The following is a 15,250-nucleotide window of genomic DNA, read 5'->3' on the forward strand; positions in this document are numbered from 1 at the left end:
AACCGCACTACCTTCCTATGTGGGAAACAATTGTGACTTTGCGAGGGACCAAATGATATTTGATGCGACACGTTTGGCCTTGACCAACATCCTTTCGCCCGAGACACGTTCGGTTTTCTGGAAGGTACTGGCTCTTACCCTGCTGGTGCTGGCTGGCCTTTGGGTGGCCATCCGACAGCTGTTCATTTACTTAGCGTTGCCGTGGATCGATACGCTGTTGCCGGGTATTCCGGACTGGGCAGGCTGGCTTGGATTTGTGTTTGCAATTCTCGCAGGCATCGGGCTGGCACTGGCACTGGCCTTGCTGATTGCGCCGGTAACAGCCATCATTGCTGGTCTGTTTCTCGACGATGTGGCCGAAGTGCTTGAGAAACGCGATTATCCGCAAGATGCGCCGGGCCGTGCCATGCCGATGGGCGAGGCCATTTGGGCTTCCCTCAAGTTTTTTGGCGTAATCATTCTTGGCAACCTGATCGCGCTGTTGTTGCTACTGGTTCCCGGCGTCAATCTGATCGCTTTCTTTCTGGTCAACGGTTACCTCCTGGGCCGAGAGTTTTTCGAATTTGCTGCCATGCGGTTCAGGACGCCCGATGAAGCTCGCCAGTTGCGCGCAAAACACGCGGCCACGGTGTTTACCGCCGGCCTCGTTATCGCGCTGTTCCTCGCCATCCCGTTCGTAAACCTGCTGACGCCACTGTTTGCTGCCTCGCTGATGGTGCATTTGCACAAATCCATCAGCAAGCGCGAACCACCGTTAGTCACGCAACAGTTGGGCCGGTAACTCGACCAGCGGAGCCGGAATATCGCAGGATTTTTCAGGTGACTTGCATAGATCAGCGATCACGCAGCGCTCGCATTCCGGTTTGCGGGCCTTGCAGCAGTATCGTCCATGCAGGATCAACCAGTGATGGGCGTGGAACAGGTATTGTTCCGGTATGATTTTCATCAACTTGTCTTCAACGTCATCCGGGGTCTTGCCCGGTGCCAGACAGAGCCGGTTGGCAATACGAAAGACGTGGGTATCAACGGCCAGTGTTGGTACGCCGAACGCCATGGACATCACCACATTGGCGGTTTTGCGCCCCACACCTGGCAGCGTGACAAGTTCGTCGCGAGTTTTTGGCACCTCGCCGCCGAAATTGTCGATCAGCATGCGCGAGAGCGAAATGACGTTCTTGGCCTTGTTGCGATAAAGTCCGATCGTCTTGATGTGATCGATCAGCCGTTCCTCACCAAGGTCGAGCATTTTTTGTGGGGTATCGGCGATCTTGAACAGGGCACGTGTTGCCCGGTTCACACCAATATCCGTTGCCTGCGCTGACAGTGCAACCGCCACCAACAGCGTGAAAGGGTTGGTGTGTTCCAGTTCACCCTTGGGCTCAGGTCGTTGCACAGAAAAACGCCGGAAGATCTCCTCCAGATCTGCCTTCGAATACAGGGAGCGGGGCGTGCGTCCTTTACGCGCAGAAGTCTGATTTGACTTTTGCAAGGTTTGGGTGCTGGATCGTTTCTTCGCTATTGTCATGCCTTCATCTATAGCCAGCCGGAATGCGGGAACGCAACGTGGATACGATAAACGATGAACCGGTTTTTGCTGCACAGTTGGTGCCACACCGTTCGCTGGGGCGAAAAGGGTTTCGGGTGCTGCTGTTACTGACCGGCATGGTCTGCTTCGTCTACGGGGTGTTTTTTGTCGTTACCGGCGCCTGGCTGGTTGGCGTGTTCTTCGGTCTTGATTTTCTGCTTCTTTATGGAGCCTTCAAACTCAACTATCGGGCCGCGCGCAGACGGGAGGAAGTCACCGTCTGGCGCACCCGCCTGTCGGTGCGTAAATACGCTCCTTCCGGACGGATGGAAGAGCATGTTTTCAACCCGTTCTGGACACGGTTTCGGGTGCGTCGACACGAGGAATTCGGCATCCTCTCCATGCATGTTTCAGGTCAGGGGCAAATGACGGATGTCGGCTCCTTTCTCAATCCGGATGATCGTGAAAGCTTTGCGAAAGCATTCAAGGGTGCTTTGGCCAGAGTAAGACGCAGAATTTAACGTGATGGTTTGCAGACGCAAGAAACGGGTGGCGATGATCGTCTGTCCGTGGTCTTCTGTTGCCAAGGAGACATGCGATGAAAGCCGATCTTATTTTGCAGGAAGACATCACACCGGACGGTTCCGATTACGAGACCGTCCGGCAGGTCATCGAGATCATGACGGTGGACTACCGTGATCAGCCATCGCTGGAAATGATTGCGGCGCGTATGGGCAGATCGCCAACACAGTTGCAGAAGACATTCACGCGGTGGGCCGGTCTGTCACCGAAAGCGTTTCTTCAGGCTGTGACGCTCGATCATGCGAAACGTCTATTGCGTCAGGAACAGTTGCCGTTACTGGAAACCTCCATCGAGGTTGGCATGTCCGGGCCGGGCAGGTTGCATGATCTGTTCGTTACACATGAGGCCATGTCGCCGGGTGAATGGAAGGCCAAGGGTGAAGGACTGACGATCCGCTGGGGTTATCATGTCTCTCCATTCGGTCTGGCGCTCGTCATGGTCACCGACCGTGGTCTGGCGGGCGTTGCCTTTGCCGATGCCGGTGAAGAGGCCGCCTGTTTCGAGGATATGGCGCAGCGTTGGCCGAAGGCGAATTACGTCGAAGATGTTGCCGCCACCATGCCTTATGCCTCGCGTATTTTCGAGCCGCAGGCATGGCGTTGCGACCAGCCGCTTCGCGTGGTGCTGCTGGGCACGGATTTTCAGGTCCGTGTCTGGAAAAGCCTGTTGAAGATCCCGTTTGGTAAGGCGGTTACCTATTCCGACATCGCGCAGGATATTGGCCAGCCCACGGCCTCCCGCGCGGTGGGTGCCGCTGTCGGTGCAAACCCGGTGTCATTCGTGGTGCCCTGCCACCGTGCGCTTGGCAAAAGTGGTGCCTTGACCGGTTACCATTGGGGCCTGACGCGTAAAAGGGCCATGCTCGGCTGGGAATCCGCGCACGCCTGAGATGTCAGGCGGCGGAACAGTCGTTTGACAGGGCCAGCAATGCCCGTGCGGCTGTTTCATCTGTTATAAGGGTGTTACAGCCGATGCGTCGTATTGTGGCCTGAATGGCGACAGCACGCTGCGCGCCACCGGATGCCAGAACAATGTGCTTTGCTTTCTTCAGCGTCTCGAGGTCGATCGACATGACGCGCTGGTTGATTGGATGCTCAACGGAATTGCCGTCCTTGTCGAGGAAGTTGAACATTGTATCGCAGACGCAGCCTGCATCGATCAGTTCTTCCAGCGTCTGGCGGCTGATAAAACCTTCGGACAATGACGTGGACTGCGGGCCTATGTCGCCGCAGCTGACAATGGCGATATCCAGTTTTTCAGCCAGATCGTAAAGCGTGTTCAGTCCGCACTTTTCAATGAGGGTTTTGCGGGTTTCGACGGAATCGACCAGCAGCGGTGCAAGAAACATGTAGCATTCGGCGCCAAGTTGGCTTGCCAGTCGCCATGTGTAATCCAAAGGGTTGGTCTGGTGTACGGCGACGATACCGCCCAGCAAAGAAACCACTTTGCAGTTATCACGACGCGGTGGGCGGAAGCTGGCAAGCGAAGCTGTCATGGTACGCCCCCAACCAACGCCTATGGTGGCATTTTCCGGGATGGCTTCAGACAGAAACTGCCCGAGCGCCAGTCCCACTGCCTTTGCGATGGCCGGTGCCGACGTGTTGGCCGGGGAAGGAACAATGATGGCCTCGTCCAGCCCGTAGGCTTTTTCGAGCTGTCCCGCCAGCTCAATGAAATCTTCGATACCTTCGTTGATCCAGATCTGGACTTCGGACCGTTTCATGGCCTCGTCGAGCAGGCGAATGACGGTGGACCGGCTGATCCCCAGTTTTTCGGCGACATCTTTCTGCGTCATTCCCTGATTATAATAGAGCCAGGCGGCTCTGAGGCGTAGGGACGAGGCTTCGGAAATGGATGTGTGGGTTTCGCGTCTGAGTTTCGCCACGCTTATCACCAATGTTTGTTATGCAGCGAGTATGACTTTCGTGAAACTTATGTCAATTGCGTTGCGCAAATGTCTTGACTTTTGTCGATCTGCCAAGCGATACTTTTAATCAGGTCAGGACCGTAATTTCGGCCGCACTCCCATGGCTTTCATGGGGGAACGAAACGGCGGCTGAAGCAGTTTTATAGTCAATCCATAAGGATCACCCGGATGACGTCCAAGCTCGATCAACTCCGTTCCATTACAACCGTGGTTGCTGATACCGGCGACATTGATGCGGTTGCACGCCTCAAGCCAGTCGATTGCACAACAAACCCGACCATCGTTCTTAAAGCATTGGGAACGCCTGCGTTTGCAGATGCGGTCAAAGAAGCTGTCAGCTGGGGTAAAAAACAGGGCGGCGATCAGGATGCCGTTGTTGCCGCCGTCGCAGATCGTCTTGCCATTTCGGTTGGTGCCGCACTTGCCAAGCTCGTTCCGGGCCGCGTTTCCACCGAAGTGGATGCTGACCTGTCCTTCGATACCGAAGCCTCCATTGCCAAGGCGCACGGCATCATTGCTGCCTACAAGGAACGCGGTATTGAGCGTGACCGTATTCTCATCAAGCTGGCTTCCACATGGGAAGGTATCCGTGCTGCGCAGGTTCTGCAGTCTGAAGGCATCGATTGCAACCTGACCCTGCTGTTCTCCAAGGCCCAGGCGATTGCTTGTGCAGAAGCCAAGGCATTCCTGATTTCGCCATTCGTTGGTCGTATTCTCGATTGGCACAAGAAGTCCACCGGTCAGGATTACACGTCTGAAACCGATCCGGGCGTTGTCTCGGTGCGTGGCATCTACAACTACTACAAATCCAACGGCATCTCGACCATCGTCATGGGTGCTTCCTTCCGCAATGCAGGCGAAATCGAAGCGCTTGCTGGTTGCGATCGTCTGACCATCAGCCCGGCGTTGCTGGAAGAACTCGACAAGGACCAGGGTACGCTTGAGCGCAAGCTGTCACCTGACAATGTCACGGCAGAGCCGCTGCAGTCGCTGGACGAAAAGGCGTTCCGCTGGATGCTGAACGAAGATGCAATGGCAACTGAAAAGCTGTCGGAAGGCATCCGTCTGTTTGCCAAGGACCTCGTTGCACTGCGCTCGATGGTCAAAAAAGAACTTGCAGCCTGAGGTTTGTTGGAACTTTTGAAACGTTTACCCGTTTAATTTCCAAGAATACTCCAGTGCCAAACGCGACCGTCTCCCTGCCGGTCGCGTTTTTTATTTGCTGTGGTGCAATCTATCTTCTTATTGAGTGCGGCTGCCGGCAACGATTTCCGAAATGCGGGCGGCTGCTTCTACAATATAGTCCAGACACACTTTCTGGGTCGGCGCATTGGCGCTGAGCGGTTCAATGAACGGGCAAGTCAAAGCCGCAATGGCGGTGCCATCCAGTGTCAGCACCGGTGCCGACAGTGTCGTGACCACGGCGGTTTGCATGCTTTTCATGATGTCATAACCGTCGTGCCGGATGCGGCTTAATGTTTCACTGAGATTGTCAGGTGTCGACATGCCCTCGTTGAAACGCAACTGCTCGGCAACCATCATCTCGCGTTGTGTTTCGGTCTGGAAAGCCAGCAGGATATGGCCAGACCCGGTGTTGAACAGGCTCATATGCGCGCCAACCCGCACCGACAGCGCCCAATAGGTCGATGAATCCTGCTGGGCAATAACAGTGACAGCGCCTCTGTCGTGCACAGTCAGATGGCAGGCCTGCTGTGCCTTGTTGGAGAAGTCGCGCATGACAGGCGTGGCGAACGATACCAGTCTGCGAATAGGGGCGTGAAAATGGGCAAGGCCGAACATTTTCAGGCTGAGGAAAAAGCGGTCGCCATCCTGACGGTAGACGTATCCGCGCCGTACCAGACGATCGAGCATACGGTAAAATTCGCTAGGGCTTTTGCCGAGCGACTTGGCAATTTCAGCCTGGGTCAGACCGCCATCCGTATGGGCCAGTAGTTCGAGGATATCCAGCCCTTTGTCGAGCGCGGGCGCACGATAGCGATCACTATTGTCTTCGGTTGTCATGGTACCCCTCCACTAACCTCATTTTGCCTATGCCAAACATCTTGTTGTCTGTCTGTTGCGCTTGACGGCTTATAAATACACTGTTTACATATGAATTATCAATCCGCATCTGAATGTCCTCATTGTGAAGGCCAGTCATCGGCGCGGTAAACTGGATTGGCAGGGAGGATTACCATATGTCCCAGAATTTTGCAGGGCAGACCGTTGTTGTAACGGCCGCCGCGCAGGGTATTGGCCGCGCAACGGCTGAACGTTTTGCAAGCCTTGGTGCGCGCGTTATCGCAACGGATATCAATGAGCAGGCACTGGCCACACTGGAAGGTGTTGAGAAGCGCGTTCTGAACGTTCTGGATGGCGACGCTGTAAAGGCATTTGCGGAAGAAGTTGGCCCAATCGACGTGCTGTTCAATTGTGCGGGTTACGTGCATGCTGGCACTATCCTCGAATGCGAGGAAAAGGATTGGGACTTCTCGTTCGATCTGAACGCCAAGGCCATGTACCGTACCTGCCGCGCATTCCTCCCAGGCATGCTGGAAAAGGGCAAAGGTGCTATCGTCAACATGTCGTCAGTGGCATCAAGCGTTAAGGGCGTTCCAAACCGGTTTGCCTACACGGCGTCGAAGGCAGCTGTTGTTGGTCTGACAAAGGCGATCGCTGCTGATTTCGTGACCAAGGGCGTTCGTTGCAATGCGATTTGCCCGGGCACCGTAGACAGCCCATCCCTGCATGAACGTCTGAAGCAGACCGGTAACTACGAGCAGGCATTGAGCGACTTCATTGCGCGCCAGCCAATGGGCCGCATTGCAAAGCCAGAAGAAATTGCTGCACTGGTGACCTATCTGGCGTCGGAAGAGGCCGGTTTCACCACGGGCCAAATCCATGTGATCGATGGCGGCTGGACTGCCTGATTATGAAACAAAGACCCGCTTCGGCGGGTCTTTGTTGCTTCATTTTGAGACTGCCGCATAACGGGCGTGCGGCTGCTCGACGCGCTTGACTATTGTCAGTTTGCGCCTGTCAACGCTTTATACATGAAGCGCGGCAATATTTTTTGGCAGAGTCCAAAAATGGTTCACTAAAAACACTGAATAACACTCCGGGTTAAATCTTCGTCAAGGAGAAACCGTCAGGATCAAAGCCAGTCTGAACGTGGATTTTTGATCCATGCCGGATGGTCTTTGGTTGGCCCATTAGGGCTGGGGCATTGCGTAATTGACGGGGTAGGTATGTCAGGGCGCCTAGTGTGAAAGCAGTATTCAGCCGAATACGGCTTTCCCGTAAAGTAGTGTTTATCAGTTGCGGTGTTCTGCTTATCAGCGGAGCAGCTGGTCTCGCTGGTGTTTACGTGGGTACCGAACGTTTGCTTGGCCCTTCCTATCGTTCCGTCAATGGTCTGGAATGTCAGGCCGTCCAGACTGTGACCATCAAGAAAAATGGTACGTTCTGGATAAGGCAGTTTATCCGCACAACCGGTGGCGATGGTACGGACAGGCTGAAAACCGCCGTGCGTGTAGCCAAGGCTATTCATGAAAAACAGCACCCTGATCTTGTGCAGGTGTCGGTTCTGGACGCCAATGGCCCGCAGCTGCGCTCCGAGATGCGTGGCCGTGCGATTGCAGCGCAGGCGGTTTATATCCCTGATATGGCCAAAATACCCGAAGGTACGGATGGCAAGCAATATTCCGGCTTCTATTATGATGGTGTGCCGAACGCACAGGGTTTTTTCTACGGCTTGAGAATTGACCTTCCGCTTGAAGACATTGAGCAGGTTGTACATTCGTTGTCCGATAATACCGGCTGTGAAGGTGGCGTGTCGGAGAATGTCGAGGGTGCGCATGGAAAAAGCGATGGGCATGGTGCGCCAGCAGAAAAAGCCGCGGAGCCGGCAGGGCACAGCGGCGAGGGTGAATCCGGCCATGGTGAGCCGTCGGCAGAGGCGCACCCTGTGCCAGATGATGAACAGTTGCTGACGTCGACGCCCGTGCATGACAGCGGTAGCATTTTCAGCCTCAGCTACCTGAAATCTCTAATTTTTGGGAAAGGCTCCGCCACTGCGGAAGCCGCAGAGCAGGACCACGCACCCGTTGCGGACGCACCTGCGGCCGAAGCCAAGGCGTCTGAAGGTCATTCGCAGTCATCTCACTGATATCTAAGTCATTTTTCAAAAGTTCGATGGAGAACAAAAAAGCCGGAGGCGTTTTTGCGCTCCGGCTTTTTGATGCTCTGCTTGTGTAACACGCTGCAGATGGTGGTTATCACGCAGCGTGTTGTTGTTTTTTGACGATCAGATGTTTCTGCCAAAAACCGCTGAACGGTCCTGTGAAACATGCCGCAGCGTCAGTCGGCCTTCTGGCGGCGGGCAGGGAAGAGAATGACGTCGCGGATCGACGGTGCATTTGTCAGCAGCATAATAAGACGGTCAACGCCGATGCCGAGACCACCTGCTGGAGGCATGCCCTGATCGATTGCATCAAGGAATTCATCGTCAAGCTGCTTGTCTTTTTCGCCGCGGGCGTGAGCCTGTTCCAGCTGCTCGACCATACGGCGGCGCTGTTCCTCTGGATCGTTGAGCTCTGAGAAAGCGTTGCCCACTTCCCAGGCGTTGCAATAGCTTTCGAAGCGTTCCACCAGACGTGGTTCACCCGGAACTTCCTTAGCGAAAGGCGAGATGTCCTTCGGGAAGTGCGTGACGTGGCTTGGTTGGATCAGTGTGCCTTCAACCTTCTCTTCGAAGATGAATGCCAGGCACTCGCCCCATGTCCAGTCCTTCTCGACTTCGAAACCGGCAGCTTTAGCGGCGGCGCGGGCTTCTTCATCGGTCTTGATGTTCAAGAAGTCGATGCCGGTTGCTTCCTTAACGGCGTCAGGCATAGGAACGCGCTTGAACGGACCCTTGAAGGAGATCGTCTGGCCCTGGAACTCCAGCTCTGTCGTGCCATGGATGGCGACGGCGAGGGTTTCGAACATGCGCTCGACCAGACCCATAATGTCTTCGTAGTCGGAATAGGCCCAGTAGCACTCCATCATGGTGAATTCAGGATTATGCCGCGTGGAAACGCCTTCGTTACGGAAGTTGCGGTTGATCTCGAATACCTTGTCGGCAAGGCCGGATACCAGCGTGCGCTTGAGGAACAGTTCCGGCGCAATACGCAGATACATGTCTTGTTTCAGCGTGTTGTGGAAGGTCTTGAACGGATCGGCAGTCGCGCCGCCATAAACCGTCTGCAGCATTGGTGTTTCCACTTCGAGGAAACCTTCCGCTTCCATGAAGCGGCGAATGCCAGAGATAATTCTGGAGCGCTGCTGGAAGCGCAACTTTGATTCTTCATTGGAGAGAATGTCCAGATGGCGCTTGCGGTAACGCACTTCGACGTCGGAAACGCCGTGCCACTTTTCAGGCATCGGCAGCAGCGACTTCGTCAGCATGGTGATTTCTTCAGCGTTGATGGTCAACTCGCCACGCTTGGTGCGGCGAACCTTGCCAGTGACGCCGATAATGTCACCCATGTCGATCAACGGCAGCAGCTCACGCGCCGCTTCCGGTGTGGTATCCTTGTGGCTGAAGATCTGCACCTTGCCAGACGCGTCATGGATGTCCATGAACATGCCGGAGTTGCGGTTGGAATAAACACGACCAGCAACGGTGACCGTATCACCGGTTTCGACATCCGGCTCGATATCGGCGTATTTTTCCGCCAACTCGGCATTGGTCATCGTGCGGTGGAAATGCGCAGGGTAGACGTCACCGATCTTTTCGCGCAGCAGCGCCAGTTTCTGGCGGCGCACTTCCGTGACGTCGGAGGAGAGAGCGGTTTCGGTTGTCTTGTCGTTCATTGTTCAATTCCTGTTGCGGCGGTGCCGCGGCGGCAATTAGTTTCCGGTTCTCCCTCATCCCTGTGTTCATCACAGGATACCAGTGCGCACAGGTCTTTGGGCGCGGGAGATTCTCTTTTATGCATTCACGGCGCAAATACGCCGTGGCTGGTTTCCTGTGACAAACTCAGGAATGAGGGGCGAATGATAATCCGCCCCGGCAAACCTTAGCTTCCGCTGCCAACCATGGTAGCGACAACAGCAATGGCAACCTTCAGACGCTGGCGTACCACGGAGCGGCCAAGCAGCGCCATGCTGTCAAACAGCGGCAGCGAACGCGATGTGCCGGACATGGCAACGAATAGCGGCGGTGTCACCACGCGCAGTTTCTTGCCGGTTCGTTCAGCAAGGTCACGCAATTCTGCCTCGATGCTTTCAATGTTCCAGTCTGGCATTTTTTCCAGATCGGCAGCAACGGTGGTCAGGATTTCATGAATTTCTTCCGGCTTGCTTTTCAGCCCTGCGAAGGAGGCTGGTGTCAGGCCAACATCACCAGACAACAGGAAGCCTGCCAGCTGCGGCAGTTCGCTCAATCGGGAGATGCGGCTCTGTGCCAGCTTGAGGCCTTCGGTCAGACGGCCGTTTTCCGATGACCATTCGAAAATGCGGGCAAGGAATTCTTCCTGGCTCAGCTTTTCGCGAAGCCAGCGGCCATTCAGCCAGTCCAGCTTCTGCACGTCGAAGATCGCGCCAGCCTTGGACAATGCATCCGGGTCGAACTTGTCTGCAAGCTCGTCCATGTTCAGGAGCTCTTCGCCTTCACCGATCTGCACGAAAAACAGACCCAGGAAGTTCATCAAGGCTTCTGGCAGGTAACCGAGTGCCGAGTAATAGGAAATCGACGTCGGGTTCTTGCGCTTGGAGAGCTTGGACTTGTCGGCATTGCGCATCAGCGAAAGATGCATGAATACCGGCTGGTCCCATCCAAAATAACGGTAAAGCAGAATGTGCTTAGGCACCGAAGCCAGCCATTCCTCGCCACGCGCAACGTGGGTGATCTTCATCAGATGGTCGTCGATGACATTGGCCATATGGTAGGTCGGCATGCCGTCGGCCTTCATCAGGACCTGCATGTCAACGGAATCCCACGGAATCGATACTTCGCCGTACACGCCGTCGGTGAAGTCGCAGGAACCCTCGGTCGGGATCTTCATGCGAACAACCGATGTCTCACCGGCCGCCAGCTTGGCTGTTACTTCTTCAGCTTTCAGATGCAGACACAGGCCGTCATATTTCGGCGGCTTGCCAGCGGCGCGCTGTGCTTCACGCATCTGTTCCAGGCGCTCAGGCGTACAGAAACAACGGAAGGCATGGCCTTTATCCAGAAGTTCCTGAGCATAGGGCTGATACATGTCCTTGCGCTCGGACTGGCGGTACGGGCCGTAAGGACCGCCGACATCAGGGCCTTCGGACCATTTCAATCCGGTCCATTTCAGTGCTTCCAGCACTTTCTCTTCATATTCGCGGGTCGAGCGGGTCGCATCGGTATCTTCGATGCGCAGGATGAACTCGCCGCCGGTTTTCTTGGCGAACAGATAGTTGAAAAGTGCGATGTAGACAGTTCCGACATGCGGCTCACCGGTAGGAGAGGGCGCGATACGGACGCGAACGTTGGAAGTGCTCATTGGATGATCGCTCGTATTGACGTGCAAGGGTTACGGGAAGTTCCCGTATGCGACGACTGGTTTTAGCATGCTTTGTGGAAACGGGACTTGGGTATCTAGGATGCCCACAATTCCGCAATTTTCCATTGGAATGGCCTTAGGCCACATTCAGCCCCATGCGTCAAGAAAATTAGGTCAAATCAGGACGCCGGCCAGACGTAAAGCAGCATCGGTATGCTGGCGATGATGATCAGAAATGATAGCGGTAGACCAAGCCGTGGATAGTCGCTGAACCTGTAACCACCCGGCCCCATGACCAGAGTGTTGCACTGGTGGCCGATAGGGGTGAGGAAATCACAGCCGGCGCCAATGGCGACAGCCATCAGGAATGCCTCCGGCTTGAAGCCAAGTGTGGTGGCAAATCCTGCCGCGATCGGGCCCATGACAAGTACCGTTGCGGCATTGTTGAGGAATGGCGTGACAGCCATTGCAGCCAGCAGAATGAGACCAAGAGCCATGAAGGGTGGCATGCCTTTGGCCGTTTCCCCCAACCAGGTCGCAATAAGGTCGCTCGCACCTGTCGTGCGCAGTGTATCGCTAACCGGGATAAGCGCCGCCAGCATCACAAGAATAGGGCCATCTACTGATTTGTAGATGTCGGACAACGGGATAGCGCCAATGGCGATCATCGCGAAGGCGGCGGCAAAGAAGGCAACGGCGACCGGTGCTATGCCGGTGGCCGCAGCCGCCATGGCAGCTGCAAGTACCAAAAGTGGCAAAATCGCGCGTCTGCGGGTGCCGAGCAGGATTTCACGTTGCGCCAGCGGCAGAAGGTCGAATTCCTTCAAAACCTGTGAGATGTTTTTGCTGTTGCCTTGCAAAACGATCACGTCACCGGCCATCAACGACAGATCACTCAGGCGCTGGTTCAGGCGGTGTCCGCGACGGCTAACGGCAATCAGGTTGACACCGCGCGTGTAGGACAGAGCCAGTTCCTTTGCCGAAAGGCCATTGAGGATCGAGGCATTGTCAATCACCGCTTCCATGGCAATGACATCGCTTTCTTTCTGGCCACTGCCGGTCAGTGGCTTGCCCGAAAGGGTTAGTTTTGCACTGGACACCACCCTGTCCAGATCGGTGGCATTGCCTTCCAGCAGAAGTGTGTCGCCAACCTTAAGCACAACATCGGGGAAGGGAGAGATCCTGCGGTGGCCTCTGAGAATGGTGGTGGCAATGACCGCACCATCGCCCTGTTTCAGCAGTTCATTGAGGCTTTTGTCTTTAATCGGTGAATCCGCTGTTATGGATGCCTCGGCTGTGTAGGCGGATTTTTCCATGATGTCTTCGACAGAGGCGTCCGGTTTAGTGCGCACTGGCAGCAGCCGGTAGCCAAATGTCAAAAATAAAATGCCGATGACCGTCAGGCCAAGACCGACAGGTGTGAAATCGAACATTGAGAAACTTTGACCGGTCATTTCCTCACGCAGTCTGGAGACCACGATGTTGGGTGAGGTGCCGATCTGCGTCATCAATCCACCGAGCAAGGCGGCAAAAGCCATCGGCATGAGGTAGAAGGACACGGGGCTGCCGGACTTTCGGGCAAACTGAAAAGCCACCGGCATCATGATAGCTAAAGCGCCGATATTCTTGATGAAGGCCGACATGACGGCCACAACAATCATCAGGAAAGCGAGCTGCAACCCTTTCGAGCGCATTTCGGGGAAATATTTCTTGATCAGTGTGTCAACGATGCCGGAACGGGCCACCGCCGTGCTGACGATCAGTGCACTGGCGACGATGATGACGATATCGTCACTGAAACCGGAAAACGCCTTGTCGAAGGGCACGATACCCACCGCAACAGCGCCTAATAGGGCGGAGCAGGCAACCACGTCATAACGCAACTTGTCCCAGATGAAAGCTGCCATCATTGCTGCGATAACGGCGAAGGCTAAAATCTGGTCTGTTGTCATTCAGGAAGGCACTTTCGGCAGGAGAGTGATTGGCCAGAACAGCCGATCCGATGCGGAATTAAACGTATGAAACCATAGCGCGTTCCGTCGTCAAAATGCAAAAGACCCGCCCTTGTCAGGCGGGTCTTTCAATATTGGATTCAGCGGTTAATGCTTGGCGGCCTGTCGTTTACGGGCACGGGCGTTACGCGCCATCATGTTGAGAAGTTCGACTAGGGCAGAGAAAGCCATAGCTGCATAGACGTAGCCCTTCGGTACATGCATGCCCATACCTTCTGCAATCAGCGTGGTGCCGATCATCAGAAGGAAGGCCAGAGCCAGCATGACGATTGTCGGGTTGCGCTCAACGAAGTTAGCCAGAGGCGTCGCGGCTACCAGCATCACAGTCACAGCAAACACAACAGCAACGATCATGATTGGCAGATGCGGCGTCATGCCAACGGCAGTGATAATGCTGTCGACCGAAAATACGAGGTCAAGCAGCAGAATCTGAATGATTGCAGATGAGAACGTGTTGGTGACCGTTCCGCCAACCATGTCTTCCTTGTGGTCGATAGGGTCAACATTGTGGTGAATTTCCTTGGTCGCCTTCCACAGCAGGAACAGACCGCCGACGATCAGGATAATGTCTTTCCAGGAGAAGGGGTGACCGAAAACTTCGAACACCGGGTTGGTAAGCTGTACGATCCAGGCGACAGTGCCAAGCAGGCCAAGGCGCATGACAAGTGCGAGGCCAATACCGATCTTGCGGGCTTTTTCACGCTGTTCCGGTGGCAGCTTGTTGGTCAGGATCGATATGAATATCAGGTTGTCAATGCCGAGCACGACCTCCATGACGATTAGGGTAATCAATGCCACCCAGGCAGTGGGGTCGCTCAAGAGAGGGAGAATGGTCTCCATCGGGGGGTGTTGTCCTTTCAATTGTGCAGCATTGGCAAATATACGACGCAATCATGTACGTTATAAAACGCGAGAAACAAGCGCATTTATTTCAACGATATGGCTGATTATTCGTAATTTTCGCGTTTAACGCGAAGTTACGCCTGCGCAGATTTTGCCTAATGCGCTCAACTGATTTTGGTTCCGTAAGCGGCCATGAATACGCGCACGGCGCTGTTGACCACCCGGTCCAGTTCCTGCTGCGGCACGTCGCCATCAATTTCACCAAACAGGCGAAGTTTGAAAAACGGACCTGACGACAGTTCGATATATTGCCGGGCGGCCAGTTCGATATCGTCGACCTGCAAGTTTCCAAGCTTCACATGATGTTCAATGAAATCCTGCAGCACGCTTTTGATGTTGACCGGTGAACTGGCGAAAAAACGCTTCGCGAGACTGGGCATGCGGTCAATAACGCCAATCACAGAACGCATAGCAGGTATGACCTCAGAGCAGGTCATCTGTCGGGAAAAGGTGAAGCCGAACTTCTTGAGACCTTCTTCAACCGCTTGTTCCCCCGCCAGCACATCACGCATGGCTTCGGCAAAACGGGTACGGTGCCTGTCGATCAGGGCCGCAAAAAGATCTTCCTTATTTGCGAAGTAAACATAGATCGTACCCTTGGAAACGCCTGCTTCGCGGGTAATATCGTTCATGCTGGCAGCATCAAAGCCAAGTTTGCGAAAAACAATCCAGGCGCCATCGAGTATCTGTTCGCGCTTTGCAGGGTCTTCTCCCGCCGCGAAACGCCCGGTGGTGACCGGCGTGCCAGATGTCTCCATGTCTTCTTGCGTGCTCACACTC

14 protein-coding genes are annotated in these 15,250 nt (G+C 54.9%); 6 read left to right on the forward strand and 8 right to left on the reverse strand.

Annotation, left to right across the window (positions count from 1 at the left end):
• Positions 1-52: 52 nt before the first annotated feature.
• On the forward strand, positions 53-781 hold the full coding sequence (locus tag IB237_RS07390; protein WP_192488014.1) for a sulfate transporter family protein: 729 nt from the start codon (positions 53-55) through the stop codon (positions 779-781).
• Here the strand turns inward: IB237_RS07390 and nth are convergent.
• Positions 755-1,525, reverse strand: a complete 771-nt coding sequence (nth, locus tag IB237_RS07395; RefSeq protein ID WP_192488015.1) for an endonuclease III — start codon at positions 1,523-1,525, stop codon at positions 755-757. The two genes, IB237_RS07390 and nth, sit on opposite strands and share 27 nt — an antisense overlap.
• Before the next feature lie 23 nt (positions 1,526-1,548).
• On the opposite strand from nth, the gene IB237_RS07400 reads away from it, so the two are divergent.
• Together IB237_RS07400 and IB237_RS07405 are read left to right on the forward strand one after the other, a co-directional pair.
• On the forward strand, positions 1,549-2,046 hold the full coding sequence (locus IB237_RS07400; RefSeq protein WP_192488016.1) for a DUF2244 domain-containing protein: 498 nt from the start codon (positions 1,549-1,551) through the stop codon (positions 2,044-2,046).
• Positions 2,047-2,123: 77 nt separating this feature from the next.
• Complete coding sequence (locus IB237_RS07405) at positions 2,124-2,996, forward strand: bifunctional helix-turn-helix domain-containing protein/methylated-DNA--[protein]-cysteine S-methyltransferase (protein ID WP_192488017.1); 873 nt, start codon at positions 2,124-2,126, stop codon at positions 2,994-2,996.
• 4 nt (positions 2,997-3,000) lie between these two features.
• On the opposite strand, the gene IB237_RS07410 is transcribed toward IB237_RS07405, so the two are convergent.
• A complete protein-coding gene (locus tag IB237_RS07410; RefSeq protein ID WP_192488018.1) occupies positions 3,001-3,993 on the reverse strand; it encodes a sugar-binding transcriptional regulator in 993 nt (330 codons plus the stop codon).
• 210 nt (positions 3,994-4,203) lie between these two features.
• Between IB237_RS07410 and tal the strand changes: the two genes are divergently transcribed.
• Positions 4,204-5,160 carry a transaldolase gene (gene tal / locus IB237_RS07415; RefSeq protein WP_192488019.1) on the forward strand — a complete coding sequence of 319 codons (957 nt, stop codon included), beginning with the start codon at positions 4,204-4,206 and terminating at the stop codon, positions 5,158-5,160.
• Between the two features lie 117 nt (positions 5,161-5,277).
• Here tal and IB237_RS07420 read toward each other — a convergent pair whose 3' ends face one another.
• On the reverse strand, positions 5,278-6,057 hold the full coding sequence (locus tag IB237_RS07420) for an IclR family transcriptional regulator (protein ID WP_192488020.1): 780 nt from the start codon (positions 6,055-6,057) through the stop codon (positions 5,278-5,280).
• A gap of 176 nt (positions 6,058-6,233) precedes the next feature.
• Between IB237_RS07420 and IB237_RS07425 the strand changes: the two genes are divergently transcribed.
• Together IB237_RS07425 and IB237_RS07430 are read left to right on the forward strand one after the other, a co-directional pair.
• Positions 6,234-6,965 (forward strand): SDR family oxidoreductase, encoded by a 732-nt coding sequence (locus IB237_RS07425; protein WP_192488021.1) that lies wholly within the window; start codon positions 6,234-6,236, stop codon positions 6,963-6,965.
• Positions 6,966-7,300: 335 nt separating this feature from the next.
• A complete protein-coding gene (locus IB237_RS07430) occupies positions 7,301-8,203 on the forward strand; it encodes a hypothetical protein (protein ID WP_371815265.1) in 903 nt (300 codons plus the stop codon).
• 191 nt (positions 8,204-8,394) lie between these two features.
• Here the strand turns inward: IB237_RS07430 and lysS are convergent, their stop codons facing one another.
• From lysS to IB237_RS07455, 5 genes are all read right to left on the reverse strand, one after another.
• On the reverse strand, positions 8,395-9,891 hold the full coding sequence (lysS, locus tag IB237_RS07435) for a lysine--tRNA ligase (protein ID WP_192488022.1): 1,497 nt from the start codon (positions 9,889-9,891) through the stop codon (positions 8,395-8,397).
• 206 nt (positions 9,892-10,097) lie between these two features.
• Positions 10,098-11,555: a glutamate--tRNA ligase gene (gene gltX / locus IB237_RS07440; RefSeq protein WP_192488023.1), complete on the reverse strand. Its 1,458-nt coding sequence runs from the start codon at positions 11,553-11,555 to the stop codon at positions 10,098-10,100.
• A 179-nt stretch (positions 11,556-11,734) separates the two neighbouring features.
• Positions 11,735-13,507, reverse strand: coding sequence for an SLC13 family permease (locus IB237_RS07445; RefSeq protein ID WP_192488024.1), 1,773 nt, complete (start codon positions 13,505-13,507; stop codon positions 11,735-11,737).
• Positions 13,508-13,654: 147 nt separating this feature from the next.
• Complete coding sequence (locus IB237_RS07450) at positions 13,655-14,407, reverse strand: TerC family protein (protein ID WP_192488025.1); 753 nt, start codon at positions 14,405-14,407, stop codon at positions 13,655-13,657.
• A 167-nt stretch (positions 14,408-14,574) separates the two neighbouring features.
• On the reverse strand, positions 14,575-15,228 hold the full coding sequence (locus tag IB237_RS07455) for a TetR/AcrR family transcriptional regulator (RefSeq protein WP_192488826.1): 654 nt from the start codon (positions 15,226-15,228) through the stop codon (positions 14,575-14,577).
• Positions 15,229-15,250: the final 22 nt, after the last annotated feature.

The organism is Agrobacterium sp. AGB01 (genome assembly GCF_014851585.1).
GTDB lineage: Bacteria > Pseudomonadota > Alphaproteobacteria > Rhizobiales > Rhizobiaceae > Agrobacterium.

Excerpts from the sequence above, each read along its gene's own strand:
- IB237_RS07450 (WP_192488025.1), bottom strand. The coding sequence starts at position 14,407 with ATGGAGACCATTCTCCCTCTCTTGAGCGACCCCACTGCCTGGGTGGCA.
- lysS (WP_192488022.1), bottom strand. The coding sequence starts at position 9,891 with ATGAACGACAAGACAACCGAAACCGCTCTCTCCTCCGACGTCACGGAA.
- IB237_RS07425 (WP_192488021.1), top strand. The coding sequence starts at position 6,234 with ATGTCCCAGAATTTTGCAGGGCAGACCGTTGTTGTAACGGCCGCCGCG.
- tal (WP_192488019.1), top strand. The coding sequence starts at position 4,204 with ATGACGTCCAAGCTCGATCAACTCCGTTCCATTACAACCGTGGTTGCT.
- IB237_RS07420 (WP_192488020.1), bottom strand. The coding sequence starts at position 6,057 with ATGACAACCGAAGACAATAGTGATCGCTATCGTGCGCCCGCGCTCGAC.
- gltX (WP_192488023.1), bottom strand. The coding sequence starts at position 11,555 with ATGAGCACTTCCAACGTTCGCGTCCGTATCGCGCCCTCTCCTACCGGT.
- IB237_RS07445 (WP_192488024.1), bottom strand. The coding sequence starts at position 13,507 with ATGACAACAGACCAGATTTTAGCCTTCGCCGTTATCGCAGCAATGATG.
- IB237_RS07405 (WP_192488017.1), top strand. The coding sequence starts at position 2,124 with ATGAAAGCCGATCTTATTTTGCAGGAAGACATCACACCGGACGGTTCC.
- IB237_RS07390 (WP_192488014.1), top strand. The coding sequence starts at position 53 with ATGATATTTGATGCGACACGTTTGGCCTTGACCAACATCCTTTCGCCC.
- IB237_RS07455 (WP_192488826.1), bottom strand. The coding sequence starts at position 15,228 with ATGGAGACATCTGGCACGCCGGTCACCACCGGGCGTTTCGCGGCGGGA.
- nth (WP_192488015.1), bottom strand. The coding sequence starts at position 1,525 with ATGACAATAGCGAAGAAACGATCCAGCACCCAAACCTTGCAAAAGTCA.
- IB237_RS07400 (WP_192488016.1), top strand. The coding sequence starts at position 1,549 with ATGCGGGAACGCAACGTGGATACGATAAACGATGAACCGGTTTTTGCT.